Genomic DNA, 19,826 nt, shown 5'->3' with positions numbered 1-19,826 from the left:
ATGACGGCACTGGACGACATCCCCGTCACTCAGCTAAAGGGCGTTGGAAGCGCCCTGGCTGAAAAGCTCGCCAAGCTGGGCATAGAATCGCTGCAGGACCTGCTGTTCCACCTGCCTCACCGCTATGAGGATCGGACCCGGGTGATCCCCATGGGCAACCTCCGAATCGGCGATGTGGCGGTGGTGGAAGGCGAAGTGATGAAGGCGGACCTGGTCATGGGCCGGCGCCGAAGCCTTCAGGTGACGCTCAGGGATAGCAGTGGCTTCCTGGTCATGCGTTTTTTCCACTTCAACGCCGCCCAGAAGAACCAGCTGGCCGAAGGTGCCCGGGTGCGCTGCTTCGGGGAAGTCAGGCCGGGCCGGGCCGGCTACGAGTTCTATCATCCGGAATACCAGGTGAATCCTCCGCCCATGCCACCGGAAGGCCAGGCAACCCTGACTCCGGTGTATCCGCTTACGGAGGGCATCCAGCAGCCCAGGGTGAGAAATCTCTGTCAGCAGGCGCTGACCTACCTGGACCGCTTCCCCATCCGGGACTGGCTGCCAGCAGGGCTGCTGGCGGATTACCAGTTACCGGGCATCACCGAGGCGGTGAGGCTGGTCCACGCACCACCGGCTAACGCACCTGTCCATCTGCTGATGGAGGGCAAGCATCCGGCGCAACAGCGCCTGGTGATGGAAGAATTGCTGGCGCACCAGCTCAGCCTTCTGCAGGTGCGCGAACAGATCCAGACGCGGGAGGCATTGCCGCTTCTGCCAACCGGGGATCTTGCCGAACGCTTTCTCGATAGTCTTCCGTTTGCCCTGACCGGGGCGCAAAAGCATGTTGTCAGTGATATTCGCCAGGACCTGAGTCAGCCCATTCCGATGCTCAGGCTGGTCCAGGGTGACGTCGGCTCCGGGAAAACGGTAGTGGCGGCCCTGGCGGCCCTGCAGGCGATCGGTGCCGGCGCCCAGGTGGCGTTGATGGCACCCACCGAGATACTGGCCGAGCAGCACTACCAGAATTTCCGCGGCTGGCTGGAGCCTTTGGGTATCCGGCTGGCCTGGCTTTCCGGGAAGGTCAAGGGCAAGGCCAGGCAGGAAGCGCTTGATGCCGTGAGCTCTGGGGAAGCCCCGGTTGTGATAGGTACCCATGCGCTTTTCCAGGAAGACGTCCGGTTCGACCGGCTGGCACTGGTGATCGTGGACGAGCAGCACCGGTTCGGTGTTCACCAGCGTCTGGCGCTGAGGGAAAAGGGTGTCGGCGGTTCTCTCGCGCCCCACCAGCTGATCATGACGGCAACCCCGATTCCCCGTACCCTGGCCATGAGTGCCTATGCGGACCTTGATACCTCGGTGATTGACGAATTGCCCCCTGGGCGCAAACCCATTGAAACTATTGTGATTTCCGACAGCCGGCGCGATGATGTGATTGAGCGGGTACGGAGCGCCTGCCGGGATGGCCGCCAGGCCTACTGGGTCTGCACCCTGATTGAGGAATCCGAAGCGCTGCAATGCCAGGCGGCGGAAGTGACGGCGCAGGAACTTTCCGAGCGCCTGCCGGGATTGCAGGTCGGCCTGGTTCACGGCCGGCTGAAAGCCCGGGAGAAAGCCGAGGTGATGGAGCGCTTCAAGACCGGTGAGCTGGATCTGCTGGTGGCCACCACGGTGATTGAAGTGGGGGTGGATGTGCCCAATGCCTCTCTCATCATCATCGAGAACCCCGAACGCCTCGGCCTGGCCCAGCTGCACCAGCTACGGGGCCGGGTCGGGCGTGGTGAACAGGCCAGTTTTTGTGTGTTGCTCTACCACCCGCCGCTGTCGTCCAATGGCAAGGCACGGCTGCAGGCGCTGCGGGACAGCCAGGATGGTTTCGTGATTGCAGAGAAGGATCTTGAAATCCGGGGCCCCGGAGAGGTCCTCGGCACGCGACAAACGGGCATGATGCAATTCCGGCTCGCCGACTTTGAAAGGGACAAGGGCTGGATTGAACCGGTCAGGGAAATGGCTCCGTCGCTGATGAAGCACGCTGACGTTGTTAATGGATTGATTCGCCGCTGGCTCGGCGAACGAACCCGTTATGGCGACGTCTGAACCAGGGAGATCTTTATGGAACTACCCCTCGCGGTGCGGCAGGCTCTCGGAGATTCTGCCCAACGCGTGTCACTGACGACTGTCCGTCAGGCCGATTCGCTATCGGCATTGCGGATGCTTTTGCTCAGTGATGAACAGGGCAGCCTGCAGGTCATCTGTCGCAAGCATGATCTGATCGACCTCGAGCAGCTTAACCAGCAGCTTGGTCGCGACTTCCGGCTTATGGAGCTTCCGGAACAGCGGCGCATTATGGAGCGGACCGGGCTTTCCGAGCTGCCGGCGTTGCCCTCCCTGACTGAGCTTCCGACCGTCGTGGATTTCCGGGTCCGGGACCTGGAGACCGTTGTACTGGAGCTGGCCGGCGATAACCTGGCCATTGTGATGGCGGCCAGTGACTTCCGGCCCCTGGCGGAAGCAGCCTGGCACTGTTCCTTTGCCGTCGATCCTGCCCTGATTCCCGCGCCCGGAAAAAAATCCACTGGTGGCGCGGAGCAGTTCCACTCCAGCATCAAGAAGTTTACTGCCCTGAGAATCCAGCAGCGCCTGGAGGATACCCTCGAGTTGCCCCCGATGCCGGAAACGGCCCAGCGTATCGTGCACATTCGGGTAGACCCCAATGCCGTGATGGGCGACCTGGTGGATGTTGTCGAGAGTGACCCCAGCCTGGCGGCCCAGGTGGTCAGCTGGGCTTCCTCCTCGTTCTATGGTGCGGCCGGCCATGTCCGGTCAGTCCACGACGCGGTTTCCCGGGTACTGGGGTTTGACCTGGTCATGAACCTGGCCATGGGCCTGTCCATGGGGCGGGGGCTCAAGCAGTCCACCGATGGCCCCGAGAATTACACCGGCTATTGGCGGCGGGCACTCTGGCAGGCACAGTCAGCCGGCGTCCTGGCCAGCATGATGCCCCGTGGCACACGCCCCACCTTTGGCCTGGCCTATCTGGCCGGCCTGCTTCACAACTTCGGAGAACTGGCGCTGGCCCAGATTTTTCCGCCCCATCACCGACTGGTCTCCCGGGCCCAGGAAGTGAATCCCCACTTCAATCCTTCGGTGATCGAGTATTACCTGTTGGGCATCAGCCGGAATGATGTCGCGGCCCGGTTGATGGAGAGCTGGGGGATGCCGGAGGAGGTTATCCTGGCGATCCGACACCAGAACGATCCCTCCTACCAGGGGCCACACCAGGTTTACCCGAAACTGCTCTGGCTTTGCCAACAGCAGCTGGCAGCATTGGGGGTTACCGGCAGAGCAGCCGAGGAGATTCCCGAGGCTTTCTACGACGAGCTGGGCCTGCAACCGGATCGTGTTATCAAACAGTTCCAGGAGCTGTTGAAGGGTAAGGACAGTATTCTTGCCGTGACCGGGAACTCCGATACACCACCGCCCGGCCTTTGACCACAAAAAAAGCCGGCCCAATGGCCGGCAAGCTCACCCGCTTTTTGCAGAGTCGTCCTAACTTATCAGGAGAAAACAACGTAGGGCGTTACCGCCGCAGATGCTGGCACCACCCTGTCTTTAATTTAGATCAGGAAGGCAAAAAGAAAAGTCAACAGGTGGGAGGGGGAAAGGAGTGAGTGTTGTGTCAGTTTAACGGGTTTTTCGAAGCTATTGATTTGCTTTGCTAAACTTTCGGATTATCCGCTTTCCCCGTTACAAACTGTTACAAAAATGAGGTCGGACCAGTTGAAGGTCTGACTGACTAGTCGAACTGATGGTGACGGATCGCGGTTGCCGCCCGGCGGATTTCGTCGGCATGGGCCTCTTCGACTTCGAAGCGCTCTTTATCCATTTTTTCGACGAACCGGGTTTCGGTCGCCTGCCGGGCCCGATGCGTGGGCATGTGTTCCAGTTTCTCGTGGACGGTCCGGAAAACCCGGAACGGGGCCTCCTCCAGCAAATGCGGAGCCACGTGGTCCAGCAGGCCCTTGATACGCAGGCAGGCCTCGGAGTACTCGATCTGGTCCTCCTCAACGGCCATGGCGATCACCCGGATACTGCCGATCATGTCCTCACGGCGTTTTGCCTGGAACGCCTCGGCTTTCTGCTGGCGTTTGCGTCCCTCGGCGAGCAGCTTGGTCTGCTTGCGGATAAACCAGAGCAAACAGGCTATGGCAACCAGGCCGGCAACTATCAGGGTCCACTGCAGCCAGAGGGGCATGACATCTCCTTTCTCGATCAGGCGGAATGGCGTTGCTTTCCGGAACGCCAGACTCTGACAGTTACTGACTGGCCATTCAATACGGAAGTTCCGGACAACTGGTCTATCTGGTTGTCCTCCAGCACATCATTGATCGATGCGCCGGCATGGGCGCTTGCCACCGAGAGCCCGGTGCCCTGACGGTCATGGCCCCAGCCATGGGGCATGGACGCCACTCCCGGCATGATGTCCGGGGTAATCTCCACCGGCAGCACGATGGCCTCACCGGCGCCCTGGACCTCGGCAGATTCCCCGCCCGCAAGGCCCAAGCGTTCGGCATCATCCGGGTGCAGCATCAGTGTGCAACGATCCTTGCCTTTGACCAGCCGGCGGCTGTTGTGCATCCAGGAGTTGTTGCTGCGCACGTGCCGGCGACCGATCAGGCATAGCTGGTCATCCGGCTCGGACACCAGGTGCTTGTGAAGGCGGCCGAGATCCCGCAGGTAACGCCGGGGCGCAAGGTGGATGAGTCCATCCCGGGTGAACAGCCGGTCCGGCAGGGATGGCTGGAGCGGACCGAGATCCACGCCATGGGGGTTGTCCCGAAGTGCCGAGAGGGAGAGGCCCTTGGGCAGGGCATTCCACTGACGGTTAACCGGACTCAACCGCGCCAGACCCCGCAGCGGATGTCGCTCGGGCAGAATATCCATCACCAGATCAACGGCAGGCTGGAGGAGCTTCCTGGCCGGACCGGTATCGGCGCCATAGGGACCGGAGCGCAGCAGCAGATCCAGGATCGGGTCCGGGCCGATCTGCTTGAACGCGCGCCAGCCCAGTTCCGATCGCAAGGGCAACCGGCCGCCCTTGCGCTGCTGCTCCAGACGGTGGGCCAGTTCCAGGAGAATCTGCCAGTCGTGCTTCGCATCCTCCCGGGGCTCGAACAGGGCCTCGCTGTATTTGGCGTAATTGCGCACCGCAAACATGCTGAAGATCAGGTCGTAATGACTGCGCTCCAGCGCGGCGGTGGGCGGCAGGATGACATCGGCATGGCGGGTGGTTTCGTTCAGGTAATAGTCCACCGAGACCATGAAATCGAGCTTTTCGAACGCCTGCTCGAGCCGTCGACCATTGGGGCTGGACAGCACCGGATTGCCGGCCACCGTCACAAAGGCCCGGATCTGCCCGTCGCCCGGTGTGAGGATTTCGTCCGCCATGGTGCTGGCGGGGTATTCACCGGCAAATTCGGGAAGGTCGCGGACCCGGCTGCGGCGCTTGTCGAAATGCCCGTTCTGGCCACTCATGGCTCCCAGCGCCACCAGATCGATGGCCGGCTGGGTGAACAGGACTCCGCCCACCGTGTCCAGCTTTCCGGTCAGGATATTCAGGCAATAGGCGAGCCAAGTGGCGAGGCCACCGAAGGCCTGGGTGCTGGTGCCCATCCTCGAATACAGGGCGGCCTTGCGGGTAGAGGCGAGTTGGCGGGCCAGGTCACGGATCGTCTCGGCTTCGATGCCCGTGTGGCCGCTCACCGCTTCCGGTGTGTAGGGAACGGCAGCCAGTTGCAGCAACTCCAGATCCTTGACCAGACGCTCCGCGGGGCCCGGATCCACCAGATTCTCCTCGAACAGGGTGTTCACCATGGCCATCAGCAGCAGGGCATCGTTGCCCGGTCGGATGAAGTGGAACTCATCGGCCAGCTTCGCGGTTTCCGTGCGCCGGGGGTCGATCACCACCAGCTTGCCACCGCGCTGTTTCAGGGCCTTCAGCCGGCCCCGCACATCGGGCACTGTCATCAGGCTGCCATTGGAGGCCATGGGATTGGCGCCGATACAGATGAACAGGTCGGTGTTGTCGATATCGGGAATGGGGAACAGGATCTGGTGCCCGAACATCTCCAGGCTGGCCAGCATGTGGGGCAGCTGGTCATTGGACGTGGCGGAAAACCGGTTCTGGCTCCCAATGGCGCGCAGGAACGGCATGGTCGCCACCAGCGACCCATGATTATGGACGTTGGGATTGCCCAGGTAGACCCCGATGCTGTTGCGTCCATACTCCTTGCGGGTCTGATGCAGGCGCCGGGCGACCAGGTCGAATGCCTCATCCCACCCGATCTTCTGCCAGCCGCTCGCGGTCTTGCGCATGGGCTGGCGCAGCCGCTCCGGGTCCTCATGGAGATCCTGCAAGGCAACGGCTTTTGGGCAGATATGGCCCTTGCTCAGGGGATCGTTGTCATCACCCTTGATGGAAGCAATGTGGCCGTCCTTCACCTCGATGGCAACGCCGCACATGGCTTCGCAAAGGTGGCAGGTGCGGTAGTGAGTACCGTTGTCCATGGAATCTCCCGGGAATTATTGTTCTGGCAGCAGGTTTCGTTGTGCAACCAGATTATCAGGTTTGGCGGGGGAGGGGAAAAGTCAGGAGGGGACAAGGGCATAAAAAAGGCCAGTCCGTAGACTGGCCTGAAGCGGAGACATCTGAGGTTATTGCTGGGCTGGAATTTCTTTTACCGGGTTGGAAATGAAATTGAGGTACGTGCCGCCAACCGGAATTTCGAGTGGCAGCCTGATGGTTGCCAAGCCCAGACCTGGCAGTCCAAGAGCATCAGCGGTAACAAGCAATTCGTTGTCGCCACCAACCCGATTGACGTTTCTTTGTTCAACCTGCATGCGGCCGTCATCAAAGAACGTAACGTTGCCTTCCAATTTCAAGGTGAAGGGACGTCCGTACAGGTCGTGAGTTCCTCCCAGAGGAATTTCCATATCGGGAGCATCGATCAACAGATCTGCCGAAGTCACAAAAACTGGCTGTCCTTCGTCCCCTTCAGTGATTACGCCAGGGATGAGTTGATTACGTGCGCAGTCTTGTGTGCATGAAGGATCATCTTTGGCATAGCGCATTCTGAGAATCTGGGTATTAGTTATGGATTCTTCCTGCATCAATCCAAAGACGTTTGTCCAGACACTGATTGAAGTCGTGGTCAGCAGCGTTGGATAGAGATCAACAAGTATGCCCTCGAGGTCATCGCCATTGTTGGGTTTTTCCGGAGTTGGATCGTAAGTGCCCGGTCCTACAACTTCCGTGTTCAAAGCGTATGTTTGGTAGATGAATTTGTTTCTTGGACAGTCGCTGTTCTCCGTAGCCTCACAACCGACTTCAGCGAGGGATTCGCCCCCTGGAAGACCTCCAATGGGAGTCTCAAAGAGCGTTACCGTGGCACTTCCACCGATGACAGCGAGTTTGGTTGAGTTCGCGCCGGGCTCCCATCCATCAATGTCATTTCCGACGGTATGAGCCGTTTCGAAGGGCTCGAGACAGTCGGTTGCATCGCAGTCAATCAGGAAGTTCGAATTGGTATCACGCACCGGGAAATTCCGAAGTGGAGTGAATACGGTTTCCAGCTTCTCCGTACCTTCGAAATAGATGGTTAGATCATCGGCCCCATTGGCACCACCACCGTCGTCCAGCCCCTCGAGGATATCGGTCTTCAATGCGAGCTGGTTAATGCCACACACGGAAGTCGGTGTATCCAGGGTGCAGGTACTGGGTACATCGTCTTCCATGGATCGCATGGTGTAGCGATAGAACTCGCCTGGCTCCCAGGGGCTGTTCGGGAAGAAACGGATTCGTTGATTGTTAAATTCGAGGCGGCCATCAACGATTTCGCCACTGCCGATCTCAGTTTCATTCGGCTTGCCGGTTTCAGGGTTAACCGTCACTTTCTCTACTAGGAATGTGCCGTCCTTTCCCAGTCGGATCGATTCGGGATCCATTGACTGAGAAAAAACCACAGTAATAGGCCGGTCAGCAGGCATGGAGCTGACGGGAAGAAGGTCTACCTCAAGACGGGCACTGCTTTTGTTGTGCCCCGGCTCCTTGATGGAGTAGCACTCCCCCAGAGCTCCTTCGGGCAGATTCATCCGTGTGAAGTCTGTTTCACAGGGGAAGCCAGGGTAAGTCGTAAGTGCCAGAGGGGGGCGCTGCTCGACTACAGTTTCGTTTGAAGTGGTCCGTTCGAGTGTAAATTGCAAGCCCTCAGCTGAAGCAGGATTGCCAGCCATATCAGTCAATCCACTAGCACTGATTGTGTACTGAACTCCGTGCTTGAGTCCTCCAACAGGGTTTGCTACGACTGCGGTTCCATCGACATACGCTTCAAGTGTGCCGTCGGCAATCGTCAATGGGTTGCCCTCCCCAGTAACCACAAGGCCATGTGTCAGACTTTCCTCGGATATTGGCTCATCAAAGAACAGAATCACCGGATCCCCCGGGCGCTGCATGGACTGACGGGTTTCTGGAATGGCATCATCCGGTCCCGGCATCCAGCTGACCAGTTGGGGTGGTGTGCTGTCCAGCTCACGGAGCGCCTCGGCGTCGAGTACCGAATCAACATCTGTTGCGGCTTCGAGGTGGAACGCGATGGTGGAGTCAGTATATTCCTGCCCGAGCAGGTTAGGCTCGACCATGCCGATGGCATCAATCGTCAGCACACCATTCTCGACCATTGCGATGCCACGCAATTCAACGCCCATCAGGTCCTGTGACAAAGACGCGTTCGGTTGTGCTTCATCCGTGTTCATGGATACATCCATGAACAGAGTGATATGACGGGGTGCGTTCAGGTCATCGGTGTACGGATTGGGGCTCATATAGCCGCTGGCATCCGATATCATGGTGACCTTGATGTCGCCGGTGGTCTGAAGCTGCCCCGTGGCTGCGTCCAGTACTGGCACCTTGCCGCCCACGAGCACATCCAGACTGGTGCTCTTCAGCACGCTACCCTTGGCAATTCGCAGCGGTAAGGCCTCATCCGCCTCAAAGGATGGCGCATAGGCGAGTTCGGCAAACAGGTCGCCGGTTTGCTGGGATGGGCCGGCAGTGCCCTGCAGTACCGAGTTCAGGGTGACGCCATTGATGGGCTGGCCGTTCAGGACCGACTTGATCGCGTTGTCTTCATCCAGGCCGGCTGCCAGACCGGAGTCAATGGCGCTCTGCTGCAGCACCACGGTTGGTCCGGTATCCCGGGGTGTGAACGTGAATTCATTGCTGAAACGCTCTCCCTCGGGTCCGTTGGTCAGGCTGGCAAGGTTCTCAAGCTTCAACGTGTAAGTCTGATCGCTTTCCAGGATGTCCTGCTTGCCGCCGCATTCGAGGGGATCATCGGTGACGCATGGGTCAACCGTGATCCGGTTGCCTTTTACCAGAACCGTTGCCGGTACAGCTTGCCCTTCCGGATCAAGCAATTCGATAGTGCCCCCAAGGGCCTTCCAGTCCGGATGAACCGGCTGTGTCATTGTCAGGCGAAAGGTGGAGAAGTTCATGGCCTGGAACGGGCTGCCTTTGGCTGGCACCTGCCAGGCTACGTCAAACTGACCGGATGTGTTGGCCAGATCCGCGATACCGGAGAAGGACCCGCGGGTGTCGAACTGGATGCCGGGTTCGCCGACGGCATTAGGCGTTGATATGGAACGCCCGCCTTCGGCACCGAGGGGCTCACTGAAGCTGACAGAGTAGGGCGCTCCTGCCGGTAACTCACCGTCGATGACCAGTTTCAGGCTTTTCCCGCCATCGATCATTTCTACGGAAACTGGGATCTCCGTCTCCCCGGAGGTCAGTTTGATCTTGCTGGCAAGATCGTCAGTTCCATCGGTGACCGCATGAGAGAAGCGCAGTACCAGATCGGTTTTCGGGCTAACCGACTTCTGGCCATCCATGGGGTAGGAGTACACCATGGATCCGGGAGTGGTGGTTGGTTTCATCGCCTGCTCCTCACCCCCACAGGCAGCCAGCAGAATGGCGGGGACGAGTGCCAGTGTCTTGTTGTACTTCATGGCTGATCCTCTCCTCAGAACTTCAGGGTGATGGAACCGCTGACCACGTGGACATCGCCATCGGCGGTCACGTCAGTCTCGTTGCCGTCGTAATCCACCAGGGTGAAGTCACGCTCCTGCAGCTGCTGGTACTGGTAGCCCAGGTCCAGCCGCACGGGGTAGGCCAGTAGACGGGTGCGGTCGTAGGTGGCGCTGACGCCGAGGCCAATCACGATCTTGTCGGTGTCGAGGTAGTTGATCTCGGGGTTTCGGGTGGATTTGAGGGGGGACTCCTCATAGGCGACCCCGCCACGCAGGGCGAAGTTCTTGTTGAGCTGATACTCGCCGCCGATACGGGGAATCAGAATGTCGTCAAACTCGATCCGGCTGGCCGCTGTCACGGAGCCCTGGTCCTTGATGCTGTCGGCGGCAAATTCATCTGCCAGTTCCGACCAGTTCTGCTGCTCGATGCTGCCACCGATGCGCCAGTTCTCGCCCTGGTACTGGGTGCCGATACCGAAGGTTTCCGGTTGGAAGGAATCGATTGTAGAAACCGCAAGGCTCAGGCCTGGCTCCGGAATGGTCTGGGTGACGATGATGTTTGAATCAATGGTGGTCGAGGCAGAGGACTTGGTCCGGTAGATGAGCGCGGATTCCCAGCCATCCAGGAAGCAGTCGCTCTCCGGGCAGAAGGTGCTGCCCAGGTCGATGCTGGTGCCCAGAATGGTCTTCATCGCCGGCTCGGCGTTGACCGACAGCCGCTCCCGGCTGGTCTCGCCACCGAGGGTGGAGACGGCATCCAGGTTGGCAGTCGCATCCAGGGTCACCCGAACCGATGCCCCGGCCGAGATACCGCGCCAGATTGGTGTGGCGCCGCCGATATTCAGGAACAGTGGCTCCTTGCCGTACTGGAGAAACTGGCCGGTCTCGGTGGTTTCAGAGCTGAACGCGAGCATTTCCTTGCCGTACTTCTCCACGCCGGCAATGAAACCGAGATAGATCGGATGATCAAAGCGGGTCAGGGAGCCCAGGTTCGTCTTCATGCCGATCAGCACATGCTGGCTCGGGGAGTTGGAGAGCACGTCGCCGTCTGCGTTGGGGTTGGCTGAACGCAGCTCCTGTTCTGCGTGCAGAATACCTGCGGTCAGTTCGCCGCGAGTGTCCTTGGTCAGGTACGCCGGGTTGTAGTAGGTGGCGGATACCTGATCGTTGAACATCGACAGGGACTGGGCGGTGGCAACGTCAACCGGCATTACACCGTAGGTGGTGCCGAGGTTGCCCATGCTGGCAGTGGCGGACAATGAAACACCTGCGGAAACCGCAGCAACTGCAAGGGACATGGCCCGTACTGAAAACCGGGGGGTGGTTACCATTGATACACTCCGTTATCTCGTTGTTTTTGTCCGTGCGCCGGTGCTTCCTGAAGGTGGCGCCACGTTGGTTCAGGGTTGCAGTGTATGTGGCTTGTCTTTTCGGGACTTTGGCTTTTTTGACACAGATCATTGTCTGTAGAACCACGTATATGCTTGGAGGGCGTAAAATTGCCGCCACTACAAGCTCTTACCAGTGTTTGGCCGATTGTGAAATCTTCAATTGTCACGGAATGTGAGTCTGCGTGATGCAATGTCGAAAAATTTTACTATCTCTACAGGAAAGATTTTTCTTTGAATGAATAACCGATTGGAAAATATGTCTTTTTCCATGTTGGCTCGCCGCTTGCTACGCATGTGAAGAGTAAAGTGGCTGTGCAGTTCTGAATGGTTGAGGGATTGATGCCTCTACCGGAATTGCATGTCGTACAACGGAGGGAAGTAATATGAAATTCAAAGGAAGGTTCTTGTCATCGCTGCTTGCTGCCGGATGCCTGGCAGGTGCCGGTTCGGCTCAGGCAGGGATGATTACCTATGATACGTGGCTACCGGATGACGGAGCCGTTGGTAACTACATCTTTACCGTAGAGCATGATGAAGTTGGCGGGCGTTTTAATTACGATCTGACCGTTGATCCATGGAATGCCGACCCTCTCGGCCTTTTCATTGATCTTGGGAATAACACTGTCGGAGATGCAGATTTGCTGCAAGATTCAGGTGGTGTCGAACTATACGCTACCAACACTTCATCTATAGATTGCGGACCAGGTTGTAATATCAGCGGAGACGCTGTTCCTGACCCTGAAGACCCCAATGGGCTGTGGGAACTGGTCTTTCGCTTGGGAGATACGGGGGGCTCTGATTTACAACAAACGTTCAGTTGGAGCACCTCTGACTTCGAGTTAGGCTTGAGTGATTTCGGTCTAGTTGCTGTACGCTCATTAACTTTGTGCTCGGGAGACGATCTCCTTCCTGACGACGTAGATAGTTGTAATGCCAGCGACAAATCCTATAGTAGCACTCCAACAGTACCCGTGCCTGAGCCAGGAACACTTGGACTGCTTGGCTTAGGCCTTCTCGCTTTAGCAATTCGTAGAGTTAAAGCCAGCTGACCGTCAGATAAGTAGATAGGAAAGGTAAAATAGAGAAAGCCCGCTGCGTTGATCGCAGCGGGCTTTTTAGTGTCAGATAAATTGACAGCTCCTTGGGGAACACTTCTTCAATCAGCTCACTCAAGGTGAAGTGAACTGCTTATCGACTGTAAATTGGCGTGTTGTAACTGGGTCGCTAAGGTGAAAAACCAGTCTCACACCCTCATCCTGAATTGAATCATCCAGAACAGCATCTACCTTGGTTGAATCCCCCTCACCCAATGTGGTTCCGGAAAGGTCGGCTGTGTCTAGAACGTTTTGGCCATTAACCAGCTCTGCCCTTAGGAGGTTAAAGCTGCGATTGCTGGTATTGAGGATTACTGCAGTGAATTTGCTCCCGGCTTCTATGTCAGACAACGTTTCTTCTTTAGTAAGAATTTCTGCAGTGAATGAATCAATGATGACGACCTCGGAAAAGCTCGATACCACATTCAAAGTACCTTGAGCCCTGGCAGTCGTGTCGGGTACGACCGCAGAAATGATGTACTTGCCGACTAGAGTGGATTTGGCTTCGGTTTCAGCTCGCGGGTTATCGTTATCGATCGTAATTTCATCCTGTGTAAAGGTCACAGACCCTGTTTGCTCTGCGAAAAGCACATTGGTAGAACTCAGAATCCCATTGTCCTCATCATTGGCAAATACCGTAGCAGAAACCGAGGCGCCGACCGCCTCATCCTCCAAAATAGCATTGGGCGTAATCCCAATTTCCATTCTCCCCGGAGCGTCTGGTGCGGCAGCTATCGTAACCTGCGTGTTACCTGATACCGGCCCAGCAACTGCGGATATGGTTACATCGCCTGGTTCGAGCGCTGACACTATCCCCCTGTCAACAGTCGCCACCGTTTCGGTGCTTGAGATCCAGGTTACGTCTTCTGTTATGTCCCGTATGCTGCCGTCATTAAAGGTGCCTGTTGCTGTGATCTCTGCCAGTGAGCCATCATTAATGCTCGCACTGGGGGGATCGGTGACGATTTTGATCAAGGGGTTGCCAATGGTTACGGTGGCAGTCGCTGAAATACCATCGAGTTCAGCAGTAATTGTGGTTGAACCCTGACTTTGAGGTACCACTGTTACTGTATTGCCGGATCTCGTAATGGAAGCGATTGAGATATTTTCCGAACTCCAGTTTGCCTTGCCCGATACATCCGCTGTCGCTCCGTGAGTCACCAACGTTGCAATAGCTTTCACCGTAGCACTCTGGTTAAGCGCCAGGTCCAGGTTATCCGGGGCTATGGCAAGGGATATATCTTCTGCGGATTCGATGGTCACGGATTGACCCCCGCTTCCACCCCCACCACAGGCACTAAGAACAAAAACAAAGAGAAGAAGGGTTAACAACGTGCGAAAGGTGCCGAGAATGCTCCTCATGATGCCTCTCCATGGGTCTTTGACGACTTCATCTGTTCCCTCGGGGAATTACGATCAACGATCCAATTTCCTGGCTCTGGGGACTGGTTCTTGTCAGGCTCGACATAATGCCGAGTGAGCCTTGGCCGGTAATTCCTGCGTGTCGTCGGCCGTCGGTCGGCGATGTGCTCCGGTCACTTTAAAATTAGTCGATAATGATAGGTATTGCACAAGTTCAGGCGAGAATTGTATTGCGGTAGGGAGGTGGTGGGCCCAGTTGGGCGAAGCAGGATAAAGCGGAAGCATGGCTTTCGCCCTGCGAAGCGACAGAAATCTGCGATTTCTGGCTGGAATAGTCCGATGAGGTCCAGCGCGACTGAAAGGAGTGGTGGGCCCAGCTGGACTCGAACCAGCGACCAAGGGATTATGAGTCCCCTGCTCTAACCAACTGAGCTATAGGCCCGTGCAGAAATGCATTCTGGAGAGATGTTTCCGGATGGGGAAACAGAGCGGGCGCCATTATACCGGTGAGGTGTGGCGCCCGCTACTGTTGTGGAGCTTAACCGTTACCCTGGTCGTCAATAAAGCCGCGCAGGTGATCGGAGCGTGACGGGTGGCGCAGTTTGCGCAGGGCCTTGGCTTCGATCTGACGGATCCGCTCACGGGTGACGTCGAACTGCTTTCCGACTTCTTCCAGCGTGTGGTCGGTATTCATCTCGATACCGAAGCGCATCCGCAGTACCTTGGACTCCCGGGCGGTGAGGCCGGCCAGCACGGAGCGGGTGGCTTCCCGCAGGCCTTCTGCGGTGGCGGAATCCACCGGGGAGAGGGCCTGGATGTCCTCGATGAAGTCGCCCAGATGGCTGTCTTCGTCGTCGCCGATCGGGGTTTCCATGGAGATCGGTTCCTTGGCGATCTTCAGGACCTTGCGGATCTTGTCTTCCGGCATGTCCATGCGCTCGCCCAGCTCTTCCGGAGTCGGCTCGCGGCCCATCTCCTGCAGCATCTGCCGCGAGATGCGGTTGAGCTTGTTGATGGTCTCGATCATGTGCACCGGGATCCGGATGGTGCGGGCCTGGTCCGCGATGGAGCGGGTGATGGCCTGCCGGATCCACCAGGTGGCATAGGTGGAGAACTTGTAGCCACGACGGTACTCGAACTTGTCCACCGCCTTCATCAGACCGATGTTGCCTTCCTGGATCAGGTCCAGGAACTGCAGGCCGCGGTTGGTGTACTTCTTGGCGATGGAGATAACCAGACGCAGGTTGGCCTCGACCATTTCCTTCTTGGCCCGACGAGCCTTGGCTTCACCGATGGAAACGCGGCGGTTGATTTCCTTGATGTCGGCCACGTCCAGGTCCACTTCGGTCTGGACGTTATGGATGCGCTTCTGCAGCCGAACGATCTCGTCCAGGCGCTCGCCGATGGCGGCAGCGTAAGGCTTCTTGCTCTTGGCGATCTTGTCCGCCCACTCCAGGTTGACCTCGTTACCGGGGAAGGACTTGATGAAGTCCTTGCGCGGCATTTTGCAGTCGCGCACACAGATCTGCATGATGGCGCGCTCGTTCTCACGCACCAGATCGTTGGTGGAGCGAACAACGTTAACCAGTTCCTCGAAGGCCTTGTTGGCCAGCTTGAACGGCGCGAAAACCTGGCCGAGCTCGTTCAGGGCGTCCTGGGTTTTCTTGTCTGAACGACCATATTTCTCCAGCGCCTTGTTGGCCGCGTCCAGCTTTTCCCTCAGCAGCTCGAAACGCAGGCGGGTCTCTTCCGGATCCGGACCGTTGTCGTTGTCGTCATCGCTGGAGCTGTCGTCATCATCGGAGTCGTCGGAGTCGGCGTCTTCGGTGCTGGTTTCCTCCGGTGCCGCGGGCTCTTCGCTCATGAACGGCTCGGCGTCATCCGGATCCAGGAAGCCGGTAACGATGTCGCTGATACGGCCTTCGTTCTCGATGATGCGGTCGTAGGCCTGAATGACTGTGCCGGCGGTGCCGGGGAAGTGGGCCACTGCGGCCATGACATCCCGGATACCTTCTTCGATGCGCTTGGCAATAACGATCTCGCCTTCGCGGGTCAGCAGTTCCACGGTGCCCATTTCACGCATGTACATGCGGACGGGATCGGTGGTGCGGCCGGCGTCGGTTTCCACGGCGGCGAGTGCGGCGGCAGCTTCGGCTGCGGCGGCTTCGTCGGCGGTGGAATCACCTTCGGTCATCAACAGGGTATCGGCGTCGGGAGTTTCCTCGCACACCTGGATACCCATGTCGTTAATCATGCGGATGATGTCTTCGACCTGATCGGGGTCGGCGATGTCTTCCGGGAGGTGGTCGTTTACCTCGGCGTAAGTCAGGTAACCTTGTTCCTTGCCTCGTGCAATGAGGTCTTTCAAACGTGATTTTTGCGAATTGCCTGACATAGACACCCTGTGAACTCGCTTTTAAAAGGAAAAAAGTTAAACAGCCATTATAGCTGTCACGTGGTTGCTCTGCCACCGACTGTTTAGATTGTGGCCAATCGGTTAAGTTTCAAGTGCGGTTATTCCTGAGTACCGCCGCTGAGCTCCCGAAGCTCGTTGCGTTCCTCGGCAGAGAGGTTCGCAAAATTTCTCAGCAGTGTAGCCAATCTCTGCTGGCGCGAGGTTTCCGCGCTCGGACTGATCAGCTCGCGGGCCGAGGCCAGCGTGCTGTCCCGTGAGGGAATGTGTTCGATGCCATCAAACAGATGGTAGAACCGGTCCCGGGCCTGTTGATCGAGGGCCAGTGCGCCGATCAGTTTGCGGCGGTCCCGGATTCCCTTGTCCAGGATCCAGGTGGCCATCCCCATGGCCTGGGGAAACTGCCGTGACTGCCGGGCCAGTTCACTGACCTCGGTGGCCAGTTCCGGGGCTTCCACCAACGCCAGGCAGAGCGTGCTGTCCTTGTTGAGTTTGACGTCCACCCGCTCTTCGCTCGGGCGGTCCCGAAACTCGCCGTTGCGCCATTTGCCCCGCTGCTGCGGCTGGCGGTTCTGCCACTGGTTACGGCCGCCGCACAGGCGCAGCATTTCATGCCACATGGCATCCCGGAGGGTGCTGCGGGGCATTTTGTTCAGTAACGGTTCCACCCGTGCCCGGAGCTCCCCTCGGTGTTCCGGCAGCTGCAGGTCCAGCCCCTCGCCCTGCCGATCGAACAGGTAGCGGGACAGGGGCGTGGCGCCGTCAATCCGTTTCTGGAACGCTTCGGTACCTTCCTTGCGGATCAGCGTGTCCGGATCCTCGCCCTCCGGCAGCATCAGGAACTGCAGATGCAGTCCATCCGCCATCAGTTCCAGGGCATTCTCCATGGCCCGGTCTGCGGCCCGGAAGCCCGCGTTATCACCGTCAAAACAGAACACCACGTGCCGCACCTGTTTCAGCAGTGCCTGCAGGCTGTCCTGGTTGGTTGCGGTGCCAAGGGTGGCAACGGCGTAATCGATGCCGTACTGGGCCAGGGCGATGACGTCCATGTAGCCTTCCACAACCAGAAGCTTGTCCAGCTGGCGGATGGCCTGTCGGGCCTCGAACAGCCCGTAGATCTCCCGGCTCTTGTGGAAAACATCCGACTCCGGAGAGTTGATGTACTTGGCCTTGTCATCCCCCAGTGTGCGCCCGCCAAACGCCACGGTCCGGCCCCGGGTGTTGCGGATCGGGAACATCACCCGGTTGCGGAACAGATCTCTCGGGCGCCCGTAACGGTCCGATACCGTGCCGGTCTCGATCAAGGGGCCTTTCAGGTCCTGTGCCGCCGCGTCGTAAAGTGCCGTCCCGGTACCAGGGGCATAGCCCAGCTGGTACCGCTCGATAATGACGTCGTCCAGCCCGCGCTGCTTCAGGTAATCCAGGGCATAGTTGCCGGCCGGGCTACGCAGGGCTTTTTGGTAGAACTGGTTAGCAAAGTCGAGCGCGTCGGTCAGGGTCCGGGCCTGCTGCATTTCCTGGCGCGCCGCCCGGTCGTAGGGCACTTCCAGTCCAGCCCGCTTGGCGAGTTCTTCCACCGCCTCGGTAAAGCCCAGACCTTCGAATTCCCGTACGAAACTGATGGCATCGCCATGGGCGCCACAGCCGAAGCAGTGATAGAAGCCCTTGTCCGGTCGCACGTTGAAGGACGGTGTTTTTTCATCGTGGAAGGGACAGCAGGCCTTGTAGTTGGCGCCGGCTTTCTTGAGGGTGATCCGGGACCCGATCAGTTCCGCAAGGTCAATGCGGTCCAGCAGGTCTTCAACGAAGCGTTGAGGGATCAGTCCACTCATGGAGACTCCAGGTCTGCCGGCTCGTCAGTGCCGGTACTTCAGATGTTGGCCATAGCCAAAAATGCCGCCGAAGCCAGGCCTCGGCGGCATTTTGAATCGCTCTGTGCAGCCTGTTGCTGACAGGCAATCAGTGCTTTGCAGTCAAGCGGCGTCTGGCTGTAGCTTAGTACAGACGCTCGAACTTGCGCTGTTCCCGCTGAAGCTTCTTGAGATGACGCTTAACGGCAGCGGCTGCTTTGCGCTTGCGAACAGCGGTCGGCTTCTCGTAGTGCTCACGACGACGTACTTCAGACAGTACACCGGCCTTTTCGCAGGAACGCTTGAAGCGACGCAGTGCTACGTCAAACGGTTCATTCTCTTTCACTTTAACAGCTGGCATTCGAAAATCACCTACCTGATAGATTCGGTTTCCATTTGCTCCGCACGGCGATGCCTGTGCGGCTCGATACCTGGTCAGATTGGCTAAAACTCGACCAGTGCATAATTTAGGGCGGCAATGATAGCGCCTGGATGATAGCAAGGTCAATGTTTGTTCGATGAAACTGCCTTCCGGTTTCGGGTTTCTGCTAAAATGCGCTCCGTTCTCATTCACGGCAACCTGATGGGGCCTGACTCTATGCTCATTCTCGGTATTGAAACTTCCTGTGACGAAACCGGCGTGGCCCTGTTCGACACCGACAGGGGCCTGCTGGCCCATGCCCTGTTCAGCCAGATCGACATGCATGCGGATTACGGCGGTGTCGTGCCGGAACTGGCGTCACGGGACCATGTGCGCAAGCTGCTGCCCCTGTGTGACCAGGTGATCGCGGAAGCCGGTTGTACCCGCAAGGATATCGATGGCATTGCCTATACCGCCGGTCCCGGACTGGTGGGTGCGTTGATGGTGGGTGGCTCGGTGGCCCACGCCCTGGGGTTTGCCCTGGGCGTGCCGGTACTGGGCGTCCATCACATGGAGGGTCACCTGCTGGCGCCGATGCTGGAGGATAACCCGCCGGCGTTTCCGTTTGTGGCGTTGCTGGTCTCCGGTGGTCACACCCAGCTGGTCCGGGTTGATGGAATCGGCGAGTACGAGATGCTCGGCGAATCGGTGGATGATGCCGCCGGCGAGGCCTTTGACAAGACTGCCAAGATGCTGGGCCTGGATTACCCGGGTGGCCCCCGTGTCGCCGCCCTTGCCGAGAAGGGGGTGCCTGACCGTTATCGCTTCCCCCGCCCGATGACGGACCGGCCTGGCCTGGATTTCAGTTTCAGCGGGCTCAAGACCTATACCCTCAATACGGTGAACGCAGCCATTGATGCCGGGGAATTTTCAGAGCAGGTCAAAGCCGACATCGCCCTGGCGTTCGAGGCTGCGGTGGTGGATACCCTGACCATCAAATGCCGCCGGGCGCTGGAGCAGACCGGTTGCAGGCGCCTGGTGATCGCTGGAGGTGTCAGCGCCAACAAACGCCTGCGGGCCGGCCTCGAGAAAATGGCCCGGAAACTCCAGGCCCACGTGTTCTACGCCCGCCCGGAGTTCTGTACCGATAACGGAGCGATGATTGCCTATGCCGGGGCCCAGCGAATGCTGGCGGGTCAACAGGATGGCGAGCGTATCGTGGCCGTGCCCAGGTGGCCTATGAATACCTTGCCACCCATCAACGAAGCCCGCGCCAACGGGTTGGTGGACTGA

Annotated in this window: 12 protein-coding genes and 1 tRNA gene; 4 read left to right on the top strand and 9 right to left on the bottom strand. The window is 58.4% G+C overall.

The features are described from left to right. Positions 1-2,076, top strand: a complete 2,076-nt coding sequence (gene recG, locus BM254_RS00245) for an ATP-dependent DNA helicase RecG (protein ID WP_091997331.1) — start codon at positions 1-3, stop codon at positions 2,074-2,076. Positions 2,077-2,091: 15 nt separating this feature from the next. Further along, positions 2,092-3,471 (top strand): aminoacyl-tRNA deacylase and HDOD domain-containing protein, encoded by a 1,380-nt coding sequence (locus BM254_RS00240; protein ID WP_091997330.1) that lies wholly within the window; start codon positions 2,092-2,094, stop codon positions 3,469-3,471. Positions 3,472-3,775: 304 nt separating this feature from the next. On the opposite strand, the gene BM254_RS00235 is transcribed toward BM254_RS00240, so the two are convergent. From BM254_RS00235 to aupA, 4 genes are all read right to left on the bottom strand, one after another. Beyond that, positions 3,776-4,234: a DUF2489 domain-containing protein gene (locus BM254_RS00235; protein WP_091997328.1), complete on the bottom strand. Its 459-nt coding sequence runs from the start codon at positions 4,232-4,234 to the stop codon at positions 3,776-3,778. Positions 4,235-4,251: 17 nt separating this feature from the next. Further along, positions 4,252-6,546, bottom strand: coding sequence for a molybdopterin-dependent oxidoreductase (locus BM254_RS00230; protein ID WP_091997326.1), 2,295 nt, complete (start codon positions 6,544-6,546; stop codon positions 4,252-4,254). Positions 6,547-6,693: 147 nt separating this feature from the next. Next, positions 6,694-10,041 (bottom strand): Ig-like domain-containing domain, encoded by a 3,348-nt coding sequence (locus BM254_RS00225; protein ID WP_091997324.1) that lies wholly within the window; start codon positions 10,039-10,041, stop codon positions 6,694-6,696. Between the two features lie 14 nt (positions 10,042-10,055). Next, positions 10,056-11,393 (bottom strand): alkane uptake protein AupA, encoded by a 1,338-nt coding sequence (gene aupA, locus BM254_RS00220; RefSeq protein WP_091997322.1) that lies wholly within the window; start codon positions 11,391-11,393, stop codon positions 10,056-10,058. A 443-nt stretch (positions 11,394-11,836) separates the two neighbouring features. Between aupA and BM254_RS00215 the strand changes: the two genes are divergently transcribed. Beyond that, entirely contained in the window at positions 11,837-12,502 is a 666-nt protein-coding gene (locus BM254_RS00215) for a PEP-CTERM sorting domain-containing protein (protein ID WP_091997320.1), read from the top strand. A 120-nt stretch (positions 12,503-12,622) separates the two neighbouring features. On the opposite strand, the gene BM254_RS00210 is transcribed toward BM254_RS00215, so the two are convergent. The 5 genes from BM254_RS00210 to rpsU all read right to left on the bottom strand — a co-directional run bounded on the left by BM254_RS00210 (position 12,623) and on the right by rpsU (position 18,533). Next, positions 12,623-13,909 (bottom strand): Ig-like domain-containing protein, encoded by a 1,287-nt coding sequence (locus tag BM254_RS00210; RefSeq protein ID WP_091997318.1) that lies wholly within the window; start codon positions 13,907-13,909, stop codon positions 12,623-12,625. 365 nt (positions 13,910-14,274) lie between these two features. Continuing rightward, a tRNA-Ile gene (locus BM254_RS00205) sits at positions 14,275-14,351 on the bottom strand. A gap of 96 nt (positions 14,352-14,447) precedes the next feature. After that, positions 14,448-16,304 (bottom strand): RNA polymerase sigma factor RpoD, encoded by a 1,857-nt coding sequence (gene rpoD, locus BM254_RS00200; RefSeq protein ID WP_091997316.1) that lies wholly within the window; start codon positions 16,302-16,304, stop codon positions 14,448-14,450. 119 nt (positions 16,305-16,423) lie between these two features. After that, positions 16,424-18,154: a DNA primase gene (dnaG, locus tag BM254_RS00195; protein WP_091997314.1), complete on the bottom strand. Its 1,731-nt coding sequence runs from the start codon at positions 18,152-18,154 to the stop codon at positions 16,424-16,426. Positions 18,155-18,317: 163 nt separating this feature from the next. Beyond that, positions 18,318-18,533: a 30S ribosomal protein S21 gene (gene rpsU, locus BM254_RS00190; protein WP_007153483.1), complete on the bottom strand. Its 216-nt coding sequence runs from the start codon at positions 18,531-18,533 to the stop codon at positions 18,318-18,320. A gap of 237 nt (positions 18,534-18,770) precedes the next feature. Here rpsU and tsaD point away from each other — a divergent pair, with 237 nt between their 5' ends. Continuing rightward, on the top strand, positions 18,771-19,826 hold the full coding sequence (gene tsaD, locus BM254_RS00185; protein WP_091997312.1) for a tRNA (adenosine(37)-N6)-threonylcarbamoyltransferase complex transferase subunit TsaD: 1,056 nt from the start codon (positions 18,771-18,773) through the stop codon (positions 19,824-19,826).

Source organism: Marinobacter pelagius, assembly GCF_900114925.1.
In the GTDB taxonomy this organism is placed as follows: domain Bacteria; phylum Pseudomonadota; class Gammaproteobacteria; order Pseudomonadales; family Oleiphilaceae; genus Marinobacter; species Marinobacter pelagius.
The sequence above is the reverse complement of the archived record's forward strand: the minus strand, read 5'-3'. Positions and strand labels throughout refer to the sequence as shown.